This is a genomic window from Nocardioides sp. zg-DK7169 (assembly GCF_013155365.1).
GTDB lineage: Bacteria > Actinomycetota > Actinomycetes > Propionibacteriales > Nocardioidaceae > Nocardioides.
In genome coordinates this window covers 450,740-469,539 of the sequence record NZ_JABJRA010000002.1, presented here as the reverse complement: position 1 = coordinate 469,539, position 18,800 = coordinate 450,740, and the positions used below count along the sequence as shown (strand labels likewise).

At 72.1% G+C, this 18,800-nt stretch carries 18 protein-coding genes and 1 tRNA gene; 8 read left to right on the top strand and 11 right to left on the bottom strand.

Features of this window, described 5'->3' with window-relative positions; all coding sequences use genetic code 11:
- Positions 1-181: 181 nt before the first annotated feature.
- Both HOQ23_RS04885 and HOQ23_RS04880 read left to right on the top strand, forming a co-directional pair.
- On the top strand, positions 182-1,768 hold the full coding sequence (locus tag HOQ23_RS04885) for a sulfatase (protein WP_172212341.1): 1,587 nt from the start codon (positions 182-184) through the stop codon (positions 1,766-1,768).
- A gap of 59 nt (positions 1,769-1,827) precedes the next feature.
- On the top strand, positions 1,828-2,547 hold the full coding sequence (locus tag HOQ23_RS04880) for a B3/4 domain-containing protein (protein ID WP_172212339.1): 720 nt from the start codon (positions 1,828-1,830) through the stop codon (positions 2,545-2,547).
- A gap of 16 nt (positions 2,548-2,563) precedes the next feature.
- On the opposite strand, the gene HOQ23_RS04875 is transcribed toward HOQ23_RS04880, so the two are convergent.
- Both HOQ23_RS04875 and HOQ23_RS04870 read right to left on the bottom strand, forming a co-directional pair.
- Positions 2,564-3,268, bottom strand: a complete 705-nt coding sequence (locus HOQ23_RS04875) for a hemerythrin domain-containing protein (RefSeq protein ID WP_172212337.1) — start codon at positions 3,266-3,268, stop codon at positions 2,564-2,566.
- A 207-nt stretch (positions 3,269-3,475) separates the two neighbouring features.
- Positions 3,476-3,549: transfer RNA gene (locus HOQ23_RS04870), tRNA-Met, on the bottom strand.
- A 253-nt stretch (positions 3,550-3,802) separates the two neighbouring features.
- Between HOQ23_RS04870 and HOQ23_RS04865 the strand changes: the two genes are divergently transcribed.
- Together HOQ23_RS04865 and HOQ23_RS04860 are read left to right on the top strand one after the other, a co-directional pair.
- Complete coding sequence (locus tag HOQ23_RS04865; protein ID WP_172212335.1) at positions 3,803-5,041, top strand: CaiB/BaiF CoA-transferase family protein; 1,239 nt, start codon at positions 3,803-3,805, stop codon at positions 5,039-5,041.
- Between the two features lie 102 nt (positions 5,042-5,143).
- Positions 5,144-5,881 (top strand): FadR/GntR family transcriptional regulator, encoded by a 738-nt coding sequence (locus HOQ23_RS04860; RefSeq protein ID WP_216653608.1) that lies wholly within the window; start codon positions 5,144-5,146, stop codon positions 5,879-5,881.
- Positions 5,882-5,974: 93 nt separating this feature from the next.
- Here the strand turns inward: HOQ23_RS04860 and HOQ23_RS04855 are convergent, their stop codons facing one another.
- Genes HOQ23_RS04855 through HOQ23_RS21160 form a run of 4 tightly spaced genes read right to left on the bottom strand, consistent with a single transcriptional unit; the run spans position 5,975 to position 9,889 of the window.
- Positions 5,975-6,772 (bottom strand): amidohydrolase family protein, encoded by a 798-nt coding sequence (locus HOQ23_RS04855; protein WP_172212333.1) that lies wholly within the window; start codon positions 6,770-6,772, stop codon positions 5,975-5,977.
- 31 nt (positions 6,773-6,803) lie between these two features.
- On the bottom strand, positions 6,804-7,553 hold the full coding sequence (locus HOQ23_RS04850; protein WP_172212331.1) for an SDR family NAD(P)-dependent oxidoreductase: 750 nt from the start codon (positions 7,551-7,553) through the stop codon (positions 6,804-6,806).
- Positions 7,553-8,695 carry an acyl-CoA dehydrogenase family protein gene (locus tag HOQ23_RS04845; RefSeq protein WP_216653607.1) on the bottom strand — a complete coding sequence of 381 codons (1,143 nt, stop codon included), beginning with the start codon at positions 8,693-8,695 and terminating at the stop codon, positions 7,553-7,555. The genes HOQ23_RS04850 and HOQ23_RS04845 overlap by 1 nt, the downstream gene beginning before the upstream one ends.
- 42 nt (positions 8,696-8,737) lie before the next feature.
- Entirely contained in the window at positions 8,738-9,889 is a 1,152-nt protein-coding gene (locus HOQ23_RS21160; RefSeq protein WP_216653606.1) for an acyl-CoA dehydrogenase family protein, read from the bottom strand.
- Positions 9,890-10,025: 136 nt separating this feature from the next.
- On the opposite strand from HOQ23_RS21160, the gene HOQ23_RS04835 reads away from it, so the two are divergent.
- The 3 genes from HOQ23_RS04835 to HOQ23_RS04825 are packed head-to-tail and all read left to right on the top strand — an operon-like array spanning position 10,026 to position 12,830.
- Positions 10,026-11,231, top strand: coding sequence for a thiolase family protein (locus tag HOQ23_RS04835; RefSeq protein ID WP_172212329.1), 1,206 nt, complete (start codon positions 10,026-10,028; stop codon positions 11,229-11,231).
- 52 nt (positions 11,232-11,283) lie between these two features.
- Positions 11,284-12,042, top strand: coding sequence for an SDR family NAD(P)-dependent oxidoreductase (locus HOQ23_RS04830; protein WP_172212327.1), 759 nt, complete (start codon positions 11,284-11,286; stop codon positions 12,040-12,042).
- Positions 12,039-12,830: a crotonase/enoyl-CoA hydratase family protein gene (locus HOQ23_RS04825; protein WP_172212325.1), complete on the top strand. Its 792-nt coding sequence runs from the start codon at positions 12,039-12,041 to the stop codon at positions 12,828-12,830. Before HOQ23_RS04830 ends, HOQ23_RS04825 begins: the two co-directional genes overlap by 4 nt.
- Positions 12,831-12,846: 16 nt before the next feature.
- Here HOQ23_RS04825 and HOQ23_RS04820 read toward each other — a convergent pair whose 3' ends face one another.
- Both HOQ23_RS04820 and HOQ23_RS04815 read right to left on the bottom strand, forming a co-directional pair.
- Positions 12,847-13,146, bottom strand: coding sequence for an EthD family reductase (locus HOQ23_RS04820; RefSeq protein WP_172212323.1), 300 nt, complete (start codon positions 13,144-13,146; stop codon positions 12,847-12,849).
- Positions 13,147-13,184: 38 nt separating this feature from the next.
- A complete protein-coding gene (locus HOQ23_RS04815) occupies positions 13,185-14,759 on the bottom strand; it encodes a flavin-containing monooxygenase (RefSeq protein ID WP_367650368.1) in 1,575 nt (524 codons plus the stop codon).
- Positions 14,760-14,971: 212 nt separating this feature from the next.
- Here HOQ23_RS04815 and HOQ23_RS04810 point away from each other — a divergent pair, with 212 nt between their 5' ends.
- Positions 14,972-15,901 carry an alpha/beta hydrolase gene (locus tag HOQ23_RS04810; protein ID WP_172212319.1) on the top strand — a complete coding sequence of 310 codons (930 nt, stop codon included), beginning with the start codon at positions 14,972-14,974 and terminating at the stop codon, positions 15,899-15,901.
- 3 nt (positions 15,902-15,904) lie between these two features.
- Here the strand turns inward: HOQ23_RS04810 and mftF are convergent, their stop codons facing one another.
- The 3 genes from mftF to mftE are packed head-to-tail and all read right to left on the bottom strand — an operon-like array spanning position 15,905 to position 18,794.
- Complete coding sequence (mftF, locus tag HOQ23_RS04805; protein ID WP_172212317.1) at positions 15,905-17,350, bottom strand: mycofactocin biosynthesis glycosyltransferase MftF; 1,446 nt, start codon at positions 17,348-17,350, stop codon at positions 15,905-15,907.
- Complete coding sequence (locus tag HOQ23_RS04800) at positions 17,347-18,111, bottom strand: mycofactocin-coupled SDR family oxidoreductase (RefSeq protein WP_172212315.1); 765 nt, start codon at positions 18,109-18,111, stop codon at positions 17,347-17,349. Before HOQ23_RS04800 ends, mftF begins: the two co-directional genes overlap by 4 nt.
- Positions 18,108-18,794, bottom strand: a complete 687-nt coding sequence (gene mftE / locus HOQ23_RS04795; protein ID WP_367650367.1) for a mycofactocin biosynthesis peptidyl-dipeptidase MftE — start codon at positions 18,792-18,794, stop codon at positions 18,108-18,110. Before mftE ends, HOQ23_RS04800 begins: the two co-directional genes overlap by 4 nt.
- Between the last annotated feature and the right edge of the window lie 6 nt (positions 18,795-18,800).

Sequence of the window (18,800 nt, the reverse complement as noted above, 5' to 3'; positions counted from 1 at the left end):
GCGGCTGACCGGCCGCCGCGCACCCCTCCGAGCGGCACGGACACCGACGACGAGCGCCGGCCGGTGTGGCCCACGCATCTGCGCCAGATGTCGGCTTCCCGACTGACGCCCGCCCGAAGTGCGGCAGGGTGTGCCATGCCCCCGAGCCGGGAGCGCCCGACCCGAACCGCCAGGAGCACCGATGTCCCGCCGCCGCGCCGCCCTCGTGGCCTCGTTCTCCGTGGCGATCGCCGCCTGCACCGCGCTGTCGACCCCGGCCATGAGCCCACCGGAGCAGGCCTCCGGGTCAGTGGGCGCGGCCGCCGAGGCCGGTCGGTTCCCGGTGACGGTGGGGACCCGGGCGCTGACCCCGGCGATGCCCCGCTCCGCCGGGCGCCCGAACGTCGTGATGGTCACCGCCGACGACGCCAGCGTCGACGACCTGCGCCACATGCCGCACGTGCGTCGCCTGATCGAGGCCCGCGGCACCCGCTTCGACAACGCCATCGCCCCGAGCCCGATCTGCGTCCCCGCCCGCGCCTCACTGATGACCGGCCAGTTCGCCCACAACCACGGCGCGGAGACGATCCACGGGCGCCACGGCGGGTTCCGCTCCTTCGACGACGGCGACACCCTGCCGACCTGGCTGGACGACGCGGGCTACCGCACCATGTTCGTCGGCAAGTACCTCAACGGTTACGGCGCCAGCCCGCGACGCTCCCGCACCTACGTCCCTCCGGGGTGGTCGGACTGGATCGCCACCGTCGACCCCTCGACGTACAGCTACCGGCGCTTCACGGTCAACCACGACCACCGCCTGCAGAAGGTGCGCCGCTACAGCAGCGACGCGCTCACCGGGTTCGCCACCGACCTGCTCGCCGACGCCTCGCGCCAGCGCCGCTCGCGCGGTACGCCGTTCTACCTGTGGCTCAACTACGTGGCGCCGCACGCCGGGGGCCCGGTCGAGGCCGACGACCCGCTGGCACGCCACCCGCGGCACCGGGACCGGCGGACCACGCCCGCGCCCGCGCCACGCCACCGCGACCTGTTCGAGGGCACCCGGCTGCCGCGCAAGCCGAACATGTTCGAGGCCGACGTCAGCGACAAGCGGAACCCCTCCACCCGGCGCCGCGGCGGCTGGTCGCCGCTGGACAAGGCGATCCTGCGCGAGCAGTACCAGCAGCGCCTCGAGGCCCTCCAGGCCGTCGACGAGGGCGTGGCCAAGATCGTCAGGAAGCTGCGCGCCACCGGCCAGCTGCGCCGCACCGTGCTGATCTACGCCTCTGACAACGGCTGGGGCAGCGGCGAGCACAACATCGTCGGCAAGCACCAGCCGTACGCCGAGCACGCGGGGATCCCGCTGGTGATGTCCGGGCCGGGCATCCCGCGCGGGAAGCGCTCCCGGCTGCTGGTCACCAACCCCGACATCGCCGCCACCATCGCCGCGCTGGCCAGGGCCGAGCCGGGGCGGGAGCTCGACGGCGTGGACGTGCTGGGCTGGGTGCGGACCGGCGGCAACCCCCAGCGCGCGGTCCCGATCTCCAAGCGCGGGGACCCGCGCGGTCGCCTGGTCTACAGCGGGGTGAAGACGGGGCGCTGGACCTACGTGCGCTACGTCCGCGGCGGCGAGGAGCTCTTCGACCGGCGTCGTGACCCCTACGAGCTGCGCTCGCTGGCCCGCTCCCGGCGCGGCGCCGCGGCCCTGCGGGAGCTGCGGGAGCTCCACCGCGAGCTGCGCGACTGTGCCGGGGAGAGCTGCATGCACGGCTACTACGCGGGGTCGCGCTGATCCTGCGGCCGTCTCCCGCCGACGGGTGCGCCGCGCGGCCCGATGTGCTGCACTGAGGCATGCCCCACACCCCCGACGAGCTGTTGGCCGGGGCGCGCATCGACCCCGAGGTGCTCGCCCTGCGGCCGGACTACCGCGCGGTGCTGCTCGCCGTCGACGGAGTGCGTCCCGGTCCCAGCGACGAGGCCAGCGACGCGCTGTTGCGCGGCGCCGAGCAGGCCGCCCTGGACGCGCTCGGTGAGCGCTCCCCCGAGGAGATCCCGCACGTCGCGGCCTGGCGCGAGGCCTACCGCGCGTTCGGCGCCAAGCCGCAGCGCACCCGCAACAGCCTGGAGGCGCTGCTGCGCCGCGTCCCGACCGGGCTGCCGCGGGTCAACCGGCTCACCGACGTCTACAACGCGGTCAGCGTCTCCCACCTGCTCCCGGTCGGCGGCGAGGACCTCACCCGCTACGTGGGCCCGCCGCGCCTGCTGCGGGCCACCGGCAGCGAGGCCTTCGAGACCGCGGCCGGCGGCGAGGTCGTGATCGAGCACCCGGATGAGGGCGAGGTCGTCTGGTGCGACGACGCGGGCGTCACCTGCCGGCGCTGGAACTGGCGCCAGACCCGCCGCACCCAGCTGGGCGAGGAGACGACCGCGGCGCTGTTCATCCTCGACGCGCTCGACCCGATGACCGACGCGGCGCTCGGCGCCGCCGCCGACGACCTGGTCGCCACGCTCTCGCAGTGGACGCCGACCCTCCACGTCGCCCGGCGACTGCTGCGCGCCGACGCCACCTGAGCGCCGCCCTGTCGCCTCACTCCACCCGGGTGGACGGGTCCTCGCCCAGACGGAGCACCCCGGCGCGCTCCACTCGTCCGGCGACCCGCGCCAGGGCGCCGCTCGCGCGCGTGGCCGCCTGGAGTCGGGGTACGCGCCGAGCCACGGCGTCCAGGCCGTCCCTGCTGCGGTCCAGCACGGTCAGCGGGGCCGCGGCCAGCGCGTTGCCCGGGGGCCGGCGCGAGACGACGGGATGCGGCCGTGTCGGCGCCGTACGACGGACCGCCTCCCAGGCGACGCCGAGCGCCCGCAGGCGCGGCACACTCGTCGTCGCCTGGAGGCGCGGCAGGAGCACGTCCTCCTCGTCGCGCACGTCCTCGCGCAGCACGTCGGCGAGGCGCTTGAGCACGTCACTCCGGCCGGCGCCGACGGGCGGCAGCTGCTCGAGCGCCGCCCACAGCTCGTTCACCTCCTGGTGCTCGCGCTCGACCTGCAGCGTCAGCGCCTCACCGTCAGGCAGCCGGCGCCGCAGCTCGGGCCACAGCACCGACTCCTCGGCGAAGGCATGGGGGAACACGAGCCGGGCGATCCGCCCCAGGACCCGGTCCTCGTCCGCGCCGGGGCGCGCGCCGTCGAGCTGGTGCAGCAGCACGTCGAGGCGCTCGTGGTCCCGGCGCTGCCGCACGAGGATGCTGAGCGGCCCGCCGAGCTGGCTGGCGTCCTGGTCGGCAATGCTCGTCATGCCGGCTGCGGTAACCCGCCGATGCCTGCGTAGGCGCACCCGAAAGGGTGGAGCAACGCGCGCGGGCCAAGAGGTCCGCGACCCGGATCACAAGGTCCTGCAGGCCGCGCCGCTCTCCCTCGAGCTCTGCAGCAGCCGCACCGCCGATGTCGCCGGAGACGCAACAAGGCCCGACCGCGGTGTCCGCAGGTCGGGCCTTGTTCCTTGTAGCGGGGGCAGGATTTGAACCTGCGACCTCTGGGTTATGAGCCCAGCGAGCTACCGAGCTGCTCCACCCCGCGTCGGTGAGCCCAACAGTACCTGCCCCCGTCCCAGAACTCACATCGGGGGGGGGCGGTCCAGGACACACGCCTCACCGAGGCGCAGCAGACACCCGCCCGCCTCGAGGACGCCACGATCTCCGGAGCGAGTCTTCGCGGCGCCCATGGGACACCGCCCGGGCCTGGCGCATGTGGCAGTCCCCAGTTGTGGGCAGTTCCGAGCAACGGTACTATTCATATGCATTGATTTATCGCCCTAGGAGAGGACTCAGCGATGGCTGGTCAGGCCGGACAAGAACGTCGCACGGACGCCTCCGTGGCCTCCGGCCCGCTCGCGGGGATCAAGGTGGTCGAGCTCGGCTCCATGTACGCCGCCCCGACGGCCGGGCGCATGCTGCGCGACTTCGGCGCCGACGTGGTGAAGATCGAGGACCCGGCCTCCGGCGACTTCGCGCGGCAGTGGCAGCCCGCCCACAACGGCTTGGCGATCGGCTACTCGCGGCTCAACTCCGGCAAGCGCTCGGTCGGCATCGACATGCGCAGCCCCGAGGGCCGCGAGGTGGCCAAGGCGCTGATCGCCGACGCGGACGTGGTGATCGAGAACTTCCGTCCCGGTCGGATGGAGGCCTGGGGCCTGGGGTTCAAGGAACTCTCCGCGGAGCACCCGCGCCTGGTGATGACCCGGGTCAGCGGCTTCGGCCAGACCGGCCCGTACTCGGCGCGCCCCGGGTTCGGCACGGTCGCCGAGACCGCTTCGGGCTACGCCTTCCTCAACGGATGGCCGGACACCCCGCCGACCGCCCCGCCGTTCGGCTTCGCCGACTCGATCGCCGGCATCTCCGCCGCGTTCGGCACCTCGATGGCACTGTTCAAGCGCGAGATGACCGGGCAGGGCTCCCAGGTCGACGTCGCACTCTACGAGCCCTTGATGTTCATCCTCGGCGACGCCGTGCTCAACTACACGTCCTCCGGCACGATCATGCAGCGCCACGGCAACGCCTCCGGCGCCGCGTCCCCGCGCGGCATCTACGAGGCGGCCGACGGCCGCTGGCTCTCGATCGCCGCCTCCAACCAGTCGATCGCGCTCCGTCTCTTCGAGGCGATGGGCCGCCCGGAGCTGAAGGACGACGGGCGGTTCGCGACGAACACGGCGCGGATGGCCAACAACGAGGCGATGCAGCAGATCGTCATCGACTGGGTCAGGTCCTACCCGCGGGACGAGGCGCTCGCGATCCTGGACGAGCACGAGGTGGTCGCTGCCGCGGTCAACGACGCCAAGGACGTCACCCAGGACCCGCACTTCCGCGAGCGCACGCTGGTCGAGCTGGCGAACACGGTGCTCGGTCCGGCCCTGATGCCCGGCCCGATCCTGCACATGGACGACTACACTGGACCGACGTACGACGGTGTCGCCGCCATCGGCGAGCACACTCGTGAGGTCCTCGTCGACCAGCTGGGGATGGACGCCGACGAGGTCGGCCGTCTTGCCGCCGCCGGTGTACTCAGCAACTGACACCCGCGTCGCCTCGCGCGTCGGACCCATCATGGACAGAAAGATGATTATGATTCCCCGTCCGCGCCAGCCTGCGAGCGTCGTCTCGGAAGGAACCCACTGATGACCGCCACCACCCTGCGGCCCATGAAGACCGCCATGCTGGTCGCGCAGCGCATCGTCGCGGACATCAACGAGCGCGGCAACGTGATCGGCGACCGCCTCCCGCCCGAGCGGGCGATGCTGGAGAAGTACGACGTCGGGCGAGGGACGCTGCGCGAGTCGCTCCGCTTCCTGGAGCTCCAAGGGGTCATCACCCTCAAGCCGGGCCCCGGCGGCGGTCCCGTGGTGGTGCAGCCGGACGCCAGCAGCCTGGCCACCTCGCTCACCCTTCTCCTGCAGTTCTCCCAGGCGCCGTTCCGCACCATCGCGGAGGCCCGGCTGGGTCTCGAGCCGATGATGTCCCAGCTCGCCGCCGAGCGGATGAGCGAGGAGTCGCTCGCCTCCCTCAAGGAGAGCGTCGAGAACATGCACGAGAACCTCGGGAACCAGGCGATCTTCCTCGAGGAGAACAAGCGGTTCCACGACGTGATCTCCCACGGCTCCGGCAACGCGATGTTCGGCCTCCTGGTCGACGCGCTGCTCGGCATCCTGGACGGGTCCGCGATCGGCATCGACTACCCCGAGCCGCGCCGTGCCGCCGTGCACAAGGCGCACCTGCACATCTACAAGACGATCGAGGCGCGCGACCCCTCGGCCGCAGCCGAGGCCATGCGCGACCACATCAGGGAATACGTCCGCTACGCGGAGAAGAAGTTCCCCGAGGTGCTGGACGCGCCCATCGTCTGGGGTCGGGTCTAGCCCTCTCCCCCGCCGACCGGGCCTCGGAAGTGTCGCTCGGAGGGGCCCAGGATCTTCTGGGCCCCTCCGAGCGACCACCTCGCGTCGCGGACCTCAGGAAGGCAGCTGGTCCCCCAGCACGCTCGCCAGCGTGCCGCCGAGCACCATCTTGGTCTCGTCGTCGGTGAGCCCGAGGGCCTCGATCGCGCGGATCTCCTCGGCGGGGCTGGTCATCGGCCAGTCGGACCCGAAGACGATCCGCTCGGCGCCGTGCTTGCGGATCAGGTCGCGCACCCGCTCGGGGCGCAGCGTCGCCAGTGACGGCGGCCAGGAGGTCTCCAGCACCACGTCGGTGCCGGCGAGCATCTCCTCGGCGTCGTCGAGGATCTTGTAGCCGCCGAAGTGGCAGGCCATCAACCGCAGGTCGGGGAACTGCCGGGTGATGTCCCGGATCATCTTGGGGTTGGAGAGGCTGTTGGTGAACGGGTCACCTCCCTCCCCCACGTGCGTGATCACGGCGTAGTCGCTGCCGAACGCCTCGAAGATCTCCCACAAGCGTGGGTCGTCGAGGGCGTACTTCTGGAACAGCGGATGGATCTTGACCGCGCGGACGCCGTGGCGCTGGAGGCTCGCCAGGTTCTCCTCGACGGAGAGCCCGACATGGACCGTGCCGAACGGCACGTGGGTCTCGTCCGCCAGGCCGGCGACGAAGCGGTTGACCGAGTCGACGTGCCGGGCCTCGTTGGCGATGGCCAGGCAGCAGCTGACCTGGACGCCGCTCGCAGCCATGTCCTGGGTCAGGCCACCGACCGTGCCGTCGCCGCGGGCCTCGAGCCCCTCGACGCGGTTGCCGCCGAGAGCGATCTGGGCGATCTTGTCGGGCCAGACGTGGGTGTGGGCGTCGATGATCACGGGCGCGTCCTCTCAGGACAGGGTGGGCGGATCAGAGCTTGCCGGACTCGCCGCCGTCGACGACGAAGACCGCTCCGGTGGTGAACGAGGCCAGTGGGGAGACGAGCAGGCAGGTCAGCGGCACGATCTCCGACGGGTCGGCCATCCGGCCGGCCGGGATCTTGGCGATCCGCTTGGCGTGCAGCTCGGGTGACTCCGTCACCGCCTTCTGCGCCTCGGTGACGAAGGCTCCGGGCGCGATGCAGTTGACCTGCACGTTCTTCGCGGCCCACTCGGCCGCGAGCGCCTCGGTGAACCGGACGACCGCTCCCTTGGAGGTCGAGTAGGGCACCAGGAACGGCTTGCCGCGCACGCCGGTGGTGGAGGCGATGTTGACGATGCGACCCGCGCCCTGCTCGATCATCTGGACGCCGGCCGCCTGGGCCAGCAGCATCGGCGCGATGACGTTGACCGCCATCGCGTCCTTCCAGATCGCCGGATCCTGGGTGGCGAACTTGCCCGCAGGGGCGATGCCGGCGTTGTTGACCAGCCCGTCGATGCGGCCGTGCCGAGCGATCACCTCGGGGACGAGGGCCTGCACCGACTCCTCGTCGCGCATGTCGACGGTGACGGCCGAGATCCGGCCCCCGCCCTGCGCGGCGACCTCGGCGAGGCTGTCCTTGGAGCGGGCGGCCGCCACGACGGTGGCACCCTCCTTCGCCAGGCCCAGCGCCATCGCTGCGCCGAGGCCGCGGCTGGCGCCGGTGACCAGGACGACGCTGCCCTCGAGCTGGAGATCCATCAGCGGACGCCCTTGGCGAGGCGGCGGGCCAGGGAGTCGAGCAGCACCTCGGTGGCGCCCTCGTAGACCCGCAGCGGGCGGGCGTTGCGGTAGAGCCGCTCGATCTTCGAGCCGCGGACCAGGCCGAACCGGCCCATCGTCTGCACCGACCGGTCCACCACCTGCGCGGCGGCCTCGGTGGCGTGCACCTTGGCCATCGAGGAGTAGTCGAGGTGGCCGAGCGGGTCGCTCTTGGCCAGGGCGGCCGCGCGGTAGACGAACGCGCGGGCGGCCTCCACGTCGGTCCACGACTGGGCCAGCTTCTGCGAGACCGCGCCCAGCTCGATCAGCGGAGCGCCGAACTGCTCCCGGGTCAGGGCGTGGCCCTTGGCCTCGTCGAGCGCCGCTTGGGCCAGGCCGACGGCGGAGCCGGCGACGGTGACCCGGAAGACGGCCAGGGTCTGCAGCATCAGCGAGAACGCCTTGCCGGGCACCCCGAGCCGGTTGCCCGCGGGCACCCGGACGTCGGTGAACGCGAGCTCGCCCAGGATGTGCGGGGCGAGCAGGTCGTCGCCGCGCTCGATGCTCAGCCCCGGCGTCCCCGCCGGGACCAGCACCATCGACCAGCCCTCGCCCTCGCGGACCAGGGTGCAGTAGAAGTCAGCCGCACCGCCGTTGGTGATGAACGACTTGCGCCCGTTCACGACCAGCTCGTCGCCGTCGGCCACCATCGTGGTGGTGATCGCCCGCAGGTCCGAGCCCACGTCAGGCTCGGTCAGGGCCAGCGCGGCGATCGCGTCCAGGGTCGCGACCTTCGGCAGCCACTCCTGCTTCAGCTCCTCCGAGCCCCCCACCGACAGCGAGTAGCTGCCGACGCCCTGCATGCCGAACATGGAGTCCAGGTGGCCCGAGGAGTACATGAGCTGCTCGCGGACCACCGCGATGGTGAGCGGGTCCAGCACCTCGTCGTGTCCGCCGTACGCCGCCTGGACGACGTAGCGGGCGAGTCCGCTGGCGCGCAGGGCGTCGAGGCAGCCCTGGTGGACGTCGACCGCCTCGTCCGCCTCGGCCGCGAAGGGCTCCACCTTTGCGGCCACCTCCCGAGCGATCTCCTGGACCTTGCGGTGCTGCGGTCCGAGGTCGAACAACTGGCCGTCTTCCACGATGAGTCCCTTCTCGAAGTCTGGTGATGGCCGGCGGCCAGGTCAGCGGCGCTGGTCGAACTTGCGGCCGAGCACCTCGGAGACGATGCGGATCCGCTGCATCGTCGGGGTGCCACCGGCGATCGCCCAGCCGTGGGAGTCTCGGTGCAGCCGCTCGAGACCGTACTCCTCGGTGTAGCCGTTCCCACCGTGGATCTGCATCGCCAGGTCGGTGACCTTCTTGGCCATCTCGTTGGCGGTGCACTTGGCGAGCGACACCTGGAGCGGGTCCGGGATGCCCGTGGCCGTGGCGGAGGCGGCGGCTCGGTCGCGGAGCAGACGTGCTGCCTCGACCTGGAGCACCATGTCAGCGAGCATGACCTGGATCGACTGGAACTCGACCAGCGGCTTGCCGAACTGCTCGCGCTCCTCGACGTACTTCAGGGTCTTGTCCAGCGCTGCCTGGCCGATGGCGAGGCTCATCGTCGTGTTGCCCATCCGCTCGATCGAGAAGATGCCGAAGAGCTTGCCGAAGGAGCCGGCAGGGACGACCACGTCCTCGAGCGGCACCTCGACGTTGTCGAAGTAGAGGTCGGCCGACGGGATGCCGCGGAAACCCATGAGTCGCTCGCTGGCACCGAAGGAGAACCCGGGCGTGCCCTTCTCCACGACGACCGCACCGACACCCTTGGCCCCGGGTGCGTCGGAGAGGCGGCAGTAGAGGAGGTACTGGTCGGCCTCACCGCCGTTGGAGATCCAGCGCTTGGAGCCGTTGATCACCAGCTTGCCGTCGACCTCCTTGGCGGTGGTCCGCATGTCGGTGGCGGCGGAACCGGCGTCCGGCTCCGAGATGCCGACCGCCATGGTCTTCTCGCCGCTGACGATGGCCGGGAGCCAGCGCTCGCGCTGCTCCTCGGAGCCGAGGTGGGTGATCACCTGAGCCGGACCGGTGTTGGCCTCGAAGACCTGGAAGGCGGCCGGCCGGCACACCTTGCCCAGCTCCTCGATGACCACCAGCGCCTCCTCGAGGGGCGCGCCGGAGCCGCCGTACTTCTCGGGGTGCGCGATGCCGAGGAATCCGAGGTCGCCGAGCCGGCGCCTCTCCTCCTTGGGCAGCGGGGTGCGGTCGACGTCGAGCGACTCCGCCATGGGCTCGTAGACCTCACGCGCCACCTGTGCCGCGAGCTGCCGGATCTCCGCGTACTTGTCCGTCACGGAATCACCTCCTTGGTTGTAATCATTATCCTAGATTCATCCAAGAAACCCTGTCAAGGAATTGACCTCGAGTCTCAGACCCCTCGGTGCGCGACCTCCGTGGACATACGGATGACAATCATGATAAGCAATCGCCATGGTCAAGACGCAAGAGGACAACCCCCGCGACGTCGTGATCGTCGACGCCGTACGGACACCCGTGGGGCGAGGCAAGGCGGGCGGCGCGCTCGCCGACGTGCATCCGGTGGACCTGCTCGCGCAGACGTTGCAGGCCCTCCTGGCCCGCTCCCCCGAGGTCGACCCCGGCACCGTGGACGACGTGATCATCGGCTGCGTCTCCCAGGTCGGCGAGCAGTCGGCGACGCCGGGCCGGATGGCCTGGCTGGCCGCCGGACTACCCGCGCACGTGCCGGCGACGACCATCGATCGCAAGTGCGGTTCGAGCCAGCAGTCCGTCCACTTCGCCGCGCAGGGAATCCTCTCGGGCGAGGCCGACATCGTCATCGCCGGCGGCATCGAGTCGATGAGCCGGGTGGTCATGGGATCGGCCCGGATGGACGCCGACCCGTACGGCGACGGCGTCCGCGCCGCCTACGCCCCCGGGCTGGTCTCGCAGGGAGTCGCATCCGAGCTGGTCACCGCCGAGTGGGGGTTCACCCGCCAGCAGCTCGACGAGTACGCCGCCCTCTCCCACGAGCGCGCGGCGGCCGCGCAGGACGCAGGCGCGTTCGACCGCGAGATCGTGCCCATCACCACCCCCCACGGCATCGTCAAGGCCGACGAGACCATCCGCCGCGGCACCACCCCGGAGAAGCTGGGCGGCCTCAAGGCGGTCTTCGAGACCCCCGAGGTCGCCGAGCGCTTCCCGCAGGTGACGTGGGCGACCACGGCCGGCAACTCCTCGCAGATCACCGACGGCGCCAGCGCGCTGCTGCTGATGTCGCGAGAGAAGGCGGACGAGCTCGGCCTCCGTCCCCGCGCCCGGGTGCACTCCATGTCGGTGGTCGGCAGCGACCCGCTGCTGATGCTGACCGGACCGATCCCCGCCACCCACAAGATCCTCGCCCGCTCGGGACTCACCCTGGACGAGATCGACCACGTCGAGGTCAACGAGGCGTTCGCCCCCGTGCCGCTGGCCTGGCTCGAGGACTTCGACGCCGACCCCGCGAAGCTCAACCCCCGCGGCGGCGCGATCGCCCTGGGCCACCCGCTGGGCGCCTCCGGCGCCCGCCTGATGACCACCATGCTGCACGCCCTCGAGGACAACGGGCAGCGCTACGGCCTGCAACTGATGTGCGAGGCCGGCGGCATGGCCAACGCGACCGTCATCGAACGTCTCTGACCCGCCTCGCCCGGCCGCACCGCGGCACCCACTCCCCAGCAAGGAGCACGACATGGACCTGACCGCAGCATCGGCCCTGGTGACCGGAGGCGCCTCCGGTCTCGGGGCCGCCACCTCTCGACGGCTCGCCCGGGCCGGCGCGCACGTGGTGGTCCTGGACCTCAACGAGGAACTGGGCAAGGAGTTCGCCGCGGAGATCGGCGGCACCTTCAGCCACGGCGACGTGACGGACCCCGAGGCCGTCGAAGCCGCCCTGGACACCGCCGAGCAGCAGGGCCCGTTGCGGGCCCTGGTGCACTGCGCCGGCAAGGGCGGCACGGTCCGCCTGGTCAACCGGGACGGCACCCCCGGCGACCTGGACCTCTACCAGCAGCTGATCAACATCAACCTGGTCGGCACGTTCAACGTCCTGCGCCTGGCCGCCACCCGGATGGCCAGGAACGAGGTGGTCGACGGAGAGCGAGGCGTCTGCGTGCTCACCGCATCGGTCGCCGCCTGGGAGGGCCAGATCGGCCAGATCCCCTACGCCTCCGCCAAGGCCGGTGTGGTCGGGATGACGCTGGTCGCCGCCCGCGACCTGGCCACCAAGAGCATCCGGGTCAACACCATCGCCCCCGGCGTCTTCGACACCCCGATCCTGGCCCGGTTCTCCCAGGAGATCCGCGACGGCCTCGGCGCCCAGGTGCCGAACCCCGCACGCCTCGGCGCTCCGGACGAGTTCGCGATGCTCGCCCAGCAGATCGTCGAGAACCCCTACCTCAACGGCGAGACCATCCGTCTCGACGGCGCGATCAGGATGTCGCCCCGATGAGCGCGGGAGCCGCGGGTGGCCCCGAGCTGCCCGAACTCAAGGTCACCGAGCGCGGTCGCGTGCTGGTGATGACCATGGACCGGCCCCAGGCCCGCAACGCGATGTCGCTGCAGATGGCCCAGGAGATCGCGGACGCGCTGGACCTGCTCGACAGCCGCCCGGACCTGAGCGTCGGCGTCATCACCGGCGCCAACCAGACGTTCTGCGCCGGGATGGACCTCAAGGGATTCGCCCGGGGCGAGCGTCCGGTGGTCGAGGGTCGCGGCTTCGCCGGCCTGGTGCAGAGGCCCCCGGCCAAGCCGCTCATCGCCGCGGTCGAGGGCTACGCCCTGGCCGGCGGGTTCGAGATCGTCCTCGCCTGCGACCTGGTCGTGGCCTCGACCGCGGCCAGGTTCGGCCTGCCCGAGGTGAAGCGCGGCCTGACTGCCGCCGCCGGCGGTCTGCTTCGTCTGCAGCGGCGGATCCCCTACCACCTGGCGATGGAGCTGGTCCTGACCGGCGCCATGTGGCCGGCCACCGACGCCGCCGAGGTGCACCTGGTCAACCGGCTCGCCGAGCCCGGCACCGCCCTCGACGTGGCGCTCGCGCTCGCCGACGAGGTCGCTGCGAACGCCCCGCTGGCCCTGTCCGCCTCCAAGCAGGTGCTGGTCCGCTCCCAGGATTGGGAGCTGGAGGAGATGTTCGACCGGCAGCACGAGTACGTCGACCCGATCCGCCACTCTGCCGACGCCAAGGAAGGCGCGGCCGCCTTCGTGGAGAAGCGCGAGCCGCGCTGGACCGGCGCCTGACGCCGGCCGCGCGGGCTCAGGCGTCCGCGTAGGTGTGCATGGCGAAGCCGTTGTGCGGCAGCTCGGCCATGTCGGCGCTCGCGGCCTGCCCCTCGGGCGACCCCATGGCCGCCAGCAGCGCGTCCTTGTCGTCGAAGGAGAGTTGGGCGACGAGGTAGGTGTCGGACGCGCTGCCGTCGAGGGGGTCCACGACCCCCCAGGTGTAGCTGCGCAGCCCGGGCATCTGCCGCGCCTTCACGGCGTGCGAGGTGCGGTAGTGCTCCAGGAACGCGTCGCGGTCCGCAGGCTGCTGGTAGGTGACGAGCATGTGGAACATGGTGATCCTCCTGATGGGTCGGGGACGGCTGGGGGGAGTCAGGCCAGGACGAAGCCCTCGTAGCCGCTCTTCGCGGACTTCTCCAGGGCTTTGCCGTACTCGACGACCCCCGCGGCGTACGGCATGAAGAGCTGGGGCTTGCCGGCGATGTTGGCGCCGCGGTACCACGAGCCCGAGTCACCGTTGGGCCACAGCGTCATGTGGGCGACCTCCTCGACGTGCTCGACCCACTTCTCCTGGGCCTGCGGCTCCGCCTCGACGGTCCGCAGCCCCCGCGCGCGCATCTCGGCGAGCAGGTCGGCGATCCAGGAGACGTGCTGCTCGATCGAGGTGACCATGTTGGAGAGGACCGACGGGCTGCCCGCGTTGGCCGGCATCAGCATGTTCGGGAACCCGGCCGAGGAGAGGCCGAGGAAGGTCTTCGGACCCTCCTCCTGCCAGACGTCGCGGAGCAGCACCCCGTCCCGTCCACGGATCTCCATCTTGGTGAAGGCGCCGGTGAACGCGTCGAAGCCGGTCGCCAGGACCAGGGTGTCGAAGTCGTGCTGCTCACCGTTGGCCAGGGCGAGACCGGACTCGGTGAACGCCTCCAGCGGGTTCTCGCGCACGTCGACCAGGCTGACGTTCGGTCGGTTGAACGTCTCGTAGTAGTCGGTGGCAACGACCGGTCGCTTCGCCCCCAGGGGGTAGGAGTCCGGCTTGAGCAGCTCGGCGACCTTCTGGTCCTCGACGATCTCCCCGATCTTCTCCCGGACGAAGGAGCAGATCGCGTCGTTGGCCGCCTGGTCGAACATCAGGTCGGCGAAGGAGCCCAGGAAGTTGATGCCGCCACCTTCCCAGCGCTCCTGGAAGGTCGCCTGCCGCTCGGCGGCGTCGACCTCCATCGCGTTCTTGGGGTTGTCGGAGCGGAAGACGCCGGCCGAATGGCCGGCGTTGCGCCGGCGCCGCTCCGGGTACTCGGCCTTGACCGCCTCGAGCTCACCCTCGGCCAGCGGCCGGTTCCGGGTGGGTATGACGAAGTTGGGGGTGCGCTGGACGACGGTCAGCCGCGCCACCACCTCGGCGAGCGCGGGGACGACCTGGGCGCCGGTGGAGCCGGTGCCGATCACGCACACGTCATGCCCGGCCAGCTCGGCGTCCTCGGGCCAGTTCCAGGTGCGCAGGACCTGACCGCCGAAGTGCTCGAGGCCGGGCAGATCGACCTCCTTCGGCACCGAGAGGCAGCCGACGGCCATCACCAGGAACTGGGCGGCGTACGCTCGCCCGTCCTCGGTCCGGACCGACCAGCGGGAGGTGCTCTCGTCCCAGGTCGCGCCGGTGACCGTGGTCTCGAGCTCGACGTCCTTGCGCAGGTCGAACCGGTCGGCCACGTGCGAGAGGTAGGCGAGGATGTCGCGCTGGGCTGGGTACTTCTCCGTCCACTCCCACTCCTGCTGGAGATCGCCGTCCCAGCTGTAGGAGTAGTCGACGCTCTCGACGTCGCACCGCGCACCGGGGTAGCGGTTCCAGTACCAGGTGCCGCCGACCTCGGGGGCGCTCTCGAGGACGCGGACGGAGTATCCGTCCCCGCGCAGCCGGTGGAGCAGGTGGAGGCCGGAGAATCCGGCGCCCACCACAAGCACGTCGAGCTCAGCTGCCGAGTCAACTGACCGAGAGGTCATGGTTCCTCCTCGTGCGGGATGAACGCGGACAAGTGACCTGGACCATAGGCATGGTGCATAGGGATCTACCAGACCCTCGGCGTCTAGACATCAATCCCTGTCGATGATTAGCCTGCCCGTGACCTGGATCACTTTCGGCGCCATCGAGGATGCGAGGCCATGCCATGGCACTGGACGAAGCCACCACGGCGTTCCTGACCGAGTCCGCGAAGGCGGGCGGCCCCGCGCTCCACGAGATGACACCGCAGGAGGCGCGGGAGATGAGCGCCGGGCTCTCGGCGCTCTACGGCCCGGGACCGGCACTGCCGTCGGTCGAGGACGTCGCGATCGAGGTCGAGGGCGGCACCGTCCCCGCCCGAGTCTTCCGGCCCGAGGCTGCCACCGGCGTCATCGTCTACCTCCACGGCGGAGGGTGGGTGGTCGGCACCCTCAGCGGCTTCGACACGCTCTGCCGCCAGCTGGCCAGCCGCACCGGACGGACCGTCGTCCTGGTGGAGTACCGCAAGGCTCCCGAGCACCGCTTCCCGACCGCGCTCGAGGACGCCCGGGCCGCGCTCGCCTGGGTGGACTCCCGGCGCGAGGAGCTCGCTGCGCCCGGCGAGCTGGTCGTCGCCGGGGACTCCGCCGGCGGCAACCTGGCCGCGGTGCTCGCCCAGCAGAGCGGTCGGGACGGGACGCCGGCCGTCGACTTCCAGGTGCTGATCTACCCCGTCACCGCCGCCGACTTCGAGACCGACTCCTACCGCGACCCCGCCAACGAGCTGATGCTCGGTCGGGACGCCATGGTGGGGTTCTGGGACCACTACGTCCCCGACGAGCAGGACCGCAAGGATCCCGCCGCCGCGCCCCTGCTCGGCGACGTCGCCCACGTGGCCCCTGCCCTGGTCGTGCTCGCCGAGCACGACGTCCTCCGCTCGGAGGGTGCGGCGTACGCCGAGAAGCTCCGCGACGCCGGGGTCCCGGTCGAGGAGCACGTGGTCCCCGGTCAGATGCACGGGTTCTTCACCTTCCCCCACGTCCTGCCGGGGGCGGCCGCCGGGATGGATCTCGTCGTCGACTCCCTCGCGCGGCGCGCGGCATCCGCCGGGGGCTGAGCGTCAGCGTCCGACCGGGCGTCGCGGCCGCAACGCCGCGAGCGACCGCGCCCTGAACGCCCCGAGCCACAAGCCGAGCCCGTAGGCGCCGTCGTCGAGGCGCCGCCCCAGCACGAGGGCGGGCAGGTCGAGGTCGTCGTCGAGGGTGTCGGTCAGCGCCACCACGGTGTCCACCACGAGCGCGGTCGCCACTGCCCGTCGTACCGCCGGCACGGGCAGCGCGAGGACCGTCGCGGGCCACCAGTGCCGCAGCAGCAGCGACGACTCCTGCCGGACGGCCCACCCGAGTCCGCGGGCGGCCAGGACCGCCGCCACCTTCGCCCGGTCGACCGCGGGCACGTCGCCGGGCAGCACCCTCGCCACCGCGGCGCCGGCGTGCACCAGCGCCGCGCCCGCCACCAGGAGCGACCACCGGCGGCGCAGCAGGAGGGTCGCGCCCGCCGCCGCGAGGGCCGGCGACAGCACCGCGGGCGCCACGTGCCCGCCGTGCCTGCGGGCCAGCAGTGCTCCGCCGGAGCCGTAGAGCACCTTGCGGCCCAACCAGTCCTTGACGGTCGGCCGGACGTCGTGGCGCACGGTGACCGCCGGCTCGTAGCGGACCCGGTGACCGGCCGCGACCAGTCGCCAGACGAGGTCGACGTCCTCCCCCACCCGCAGCTCGGTCTCGAAGCCGGTGCCCAGGAGCGCGGTCCGTCCGACCAGGCACGCGCTGGGGAGCCAGGCCACGCCGGCACCCGGACGTACGGCGTAGGGCTTGCGACCGAGGCTCAACGACGAGGCCGCCGCGTCGTACCGCTCGAACCAGCGCGGTCGGTCGCGTCGCACGTGGCCCGCGACCCTCGGCCCGACCAGCGCGACCGCCGGGTCGGCGAGGTGCCGTCCCAGCTCGAGCAGCGCCGCGGCGTCCGCCTCGACGTCGGAGTCGACGAAGGCGACCGCCTGGGTGGTGACCTGGGCGAGGCCGGCGTTGCGGGCACCCGCCGGTCCGAGGTTGGTCGACAACGCGACCACCCGGGCGCCGTGCCGCTCGGCGACGGCGGCGACCGCGATCGGGTCGCGCGAGGCGTCGTCGACCACGAGCACCCGCAGCGGGTGCAGCGCGGACAGACAGCGGTCCAGCTGGGCAGGCCGGTCGCGGACCGGCACGACGACGGTGAGGTCCTCGGGAGCCAGGTCCCCGCGGGAGGGGCCCGCGTCGGGCAGCACCGGTTGCGCCAGGTTGCTGGCCACCAGGCGCTCCGCGAGCTCAGCGGACGTCGGGTCCGCGACCACCAGACGGCTCCCGGAGAGCAGCGCGTGCGCGGCCGCGGAGAACCGCATCGCGGTCAGCGGGGAGCCGCCCACCAGAAGCCTGCCGGAGTCGAGCCGGAACACGCCGGCGTCGAGCTCGACGGTGAACCCGGTCGGCAGCCCCGATCGGCCCGCCCGCGCCTGCTCCGTGACCGTCATCCCTCGAACCCGCCGTCGGCGTGCAGCACCGTGCCGTTGACCACGCCACCTGCCGGGGAGGCGCAGAACGCGATCGCCGCGGCGACCTCGGACGGGTCGATGACGCGACGGATCAGCTGGCGGCGCGCCAGCTCCTCGACGGGGACGTCGTAGAGGTTCGCGGTCCTGCGCAGCATCTCGGTGTCGGTCGATCCGGGCGACACCGCGGAGGCGGTGACGCCGGTGCCGACCAGGTCGGCGGCCAGCCCCTTCACCATCCCGACCACCGCGTGCTTGGCGGCGCCGTAGGCGGCGAGGTGGAACAGGCCGTGCGTGCCCGCGGCCGAGGCCACGGCCACGAACCGGCAGCGGCTCGGGTCCGGCCCGGCCAGCATCGCCGGGACGGCCGCCGCGGCGGTGTTCCAGACCCCCCGGGCGACGACGTCCCACAGGTCCTGGAGCACCGGGTCAGGGGTCTCCCAGAGCGCCTCTCCCCCGTGCACGACCCCGGCCGCAGCGACGGCCACGTCGAGGTGGCCCCACTCCCGCACCGCGTCGGCGACGGCGCCCGCCAGCCCGACCCGGTCACGGACGTCGACCACCCGGCCGAGCACCCGGTCGCCGTGCCGGGCCATGACCGCATCGAGGTCGTCGGACGTGGCCTTCGGTGGTCCCTCGCAGGAGTCCAGCGCCATCACCCGGTAGCCGTCGGCGACCAGCCGGTCGACGGTGGCCGCCCCGATGCCGCGGGCGGCCCCGGTGACCAGCGCCGTCCGGGTCACGCGACGACCGCGGCCAGTCGGCCGGTGATGGCGGAGACCATCGACTCCAGGACGGCCCGTCCCTCGTCGCCGCTGGCGCCGGCCGGGTCGCCCAGCACCCCGTTGGCCGAGACGGCGGCGACCCCGCCGCGCACGAGGGTCGGCAAGATCTCCGACAGCGCCCGGCAGTCGCCTGCCTCGGCCATCTCCAGCCGGACCAGGTGGGGGGCGAGGTGCAGCAGCAGGGAGGTCTCCGTGCGACCCGCGTGCAGGTCGACCTCCTCGGTGGCGCAGGCCACCCACTGCACGTCGTGACCCTCGCCGACCAGCTGCTCGACCGCTCCACGCACGGCGACCAGGTTGCCGCCGTGGGCGTTGACCAGGACCACCCGGTCCACCCAGGTGCGCAGCGACCGGACCAGCTCGACGAGGACGAACCGCAGCGCCTCGGTGCCGATCGAGGCCGTGCCCGGGAAGGACTGGTGCTCCCCGCTGGAGCCGTAGGACAGCGCCGGGGCGACCCAGACCCCCTCCCTGGGCCCGCCGAGCCGGCGGGCGACGGCCTCGGCGACGGCGGTGGCGATCAGGGTGTCGGTCTCCAACGGCAGGTGGGGGCCGTGCTGCTCCGTGGAGCCCACCGGCACCAGCACCACGCGCGCACCGATGGTCTCGCGCGAGGTGGCCGCGGCCAACCCGTCCGTCACGGCCCC

What these genes read in the sequence shown, in the direction of transcription:
- HOQ23_RS04880 (WP_172212339.1), top strand. Translation starts at nt 1,828, where the DNA reads ATGCCCCACACCCCCGACGAGCTGTTGGCCGGGGCGCGCATCGACCCC.
- HOQ23_RS04875 (WP_172212337.1), bottom strand. Translation starts at nt 3,268, where the DNA reads ATGACGAGCATTGCCGACCAGGACGCCAGCCAGCTCGGCGGGCCGCTC.
- HOQ23_RS04865 (WP_172212335.1), top strand. Translation starts at nt 3,803, where the DNA reads ATGGCTGGTCAGGCCGGACAAGAACGTCGCACGGACGCCTCCGTGGCC.
- HOQ23_RS04810 (WP_172212319.1), top strand. Translation starts at nt 14,972, where the DNA reads ATGGCACTGGACGAAGCCACCACGGCGTTCCTGACCGAGTCCGCGAAG.
- HOQ23_RS04825 (WP_172212325.1), top strand. Translation starts at nt 12,039, where the DNA reads ATGAGCGCGGGAGCCGCGGGTGGCCCCGAGCTGCCCGAACTCAAGGTC.
- mftF (WP_172212317.1), bottom strand. Translation starts at nt 17,350, where the DNA reads ATGACGGTCACGGAGCAGGCGCGGGCGGGCCGATCGGGGCTGCCGACC.
- HOQ23_RS04835 (WP_172212329.1), top strand. Translation starts at nt 10,026, where the DNA reads ATGGTCAAGACGCAAGAGGACAACCCCCGCGACGTCGTGATCGTCGAC.
- HOQ23_RS04860 (WP_216653608.1), top strand. Translation starts at nt 5,144, where the DNA reads ATGACCGCCACCACCCTGCGGCCCATGAAGACCGCCATGCTGGTCGCG.
- HOQ23_RS04830 (WP_172212327.1), top strand. Translation starts at nt 11,284, where the DNA reads ATGGACCTGACCGCAGCATCGGCCCTGGTGACCGGAGGCGCCTCCGGT.
- HOQ23_RS04820 (WP_172212323.1), bottom strand. Translation starts at nt 13,146, where the DNA reads ATGTTCCACATGCTCGTCACCTACCAGCAGCCTGCGGACCGCGACGCG.
- HOQ23_RS04885 (WP_172212341.1), top strand. Translation starts at nt 182, where the DNA reads ATGTCCCGCCGCCGCGCCGCCCTCGTGGCCTCGTTCTCCGTGGCGATC.
- HOQ23_RS04850 (WP_172212331.1), bottom strand. Translation starts at nt 7,553, where the DNA reads ATGGATCTCCAGCTCGAGGGCAGCGTCGTCCTGGTCACCGGCGCCAGC.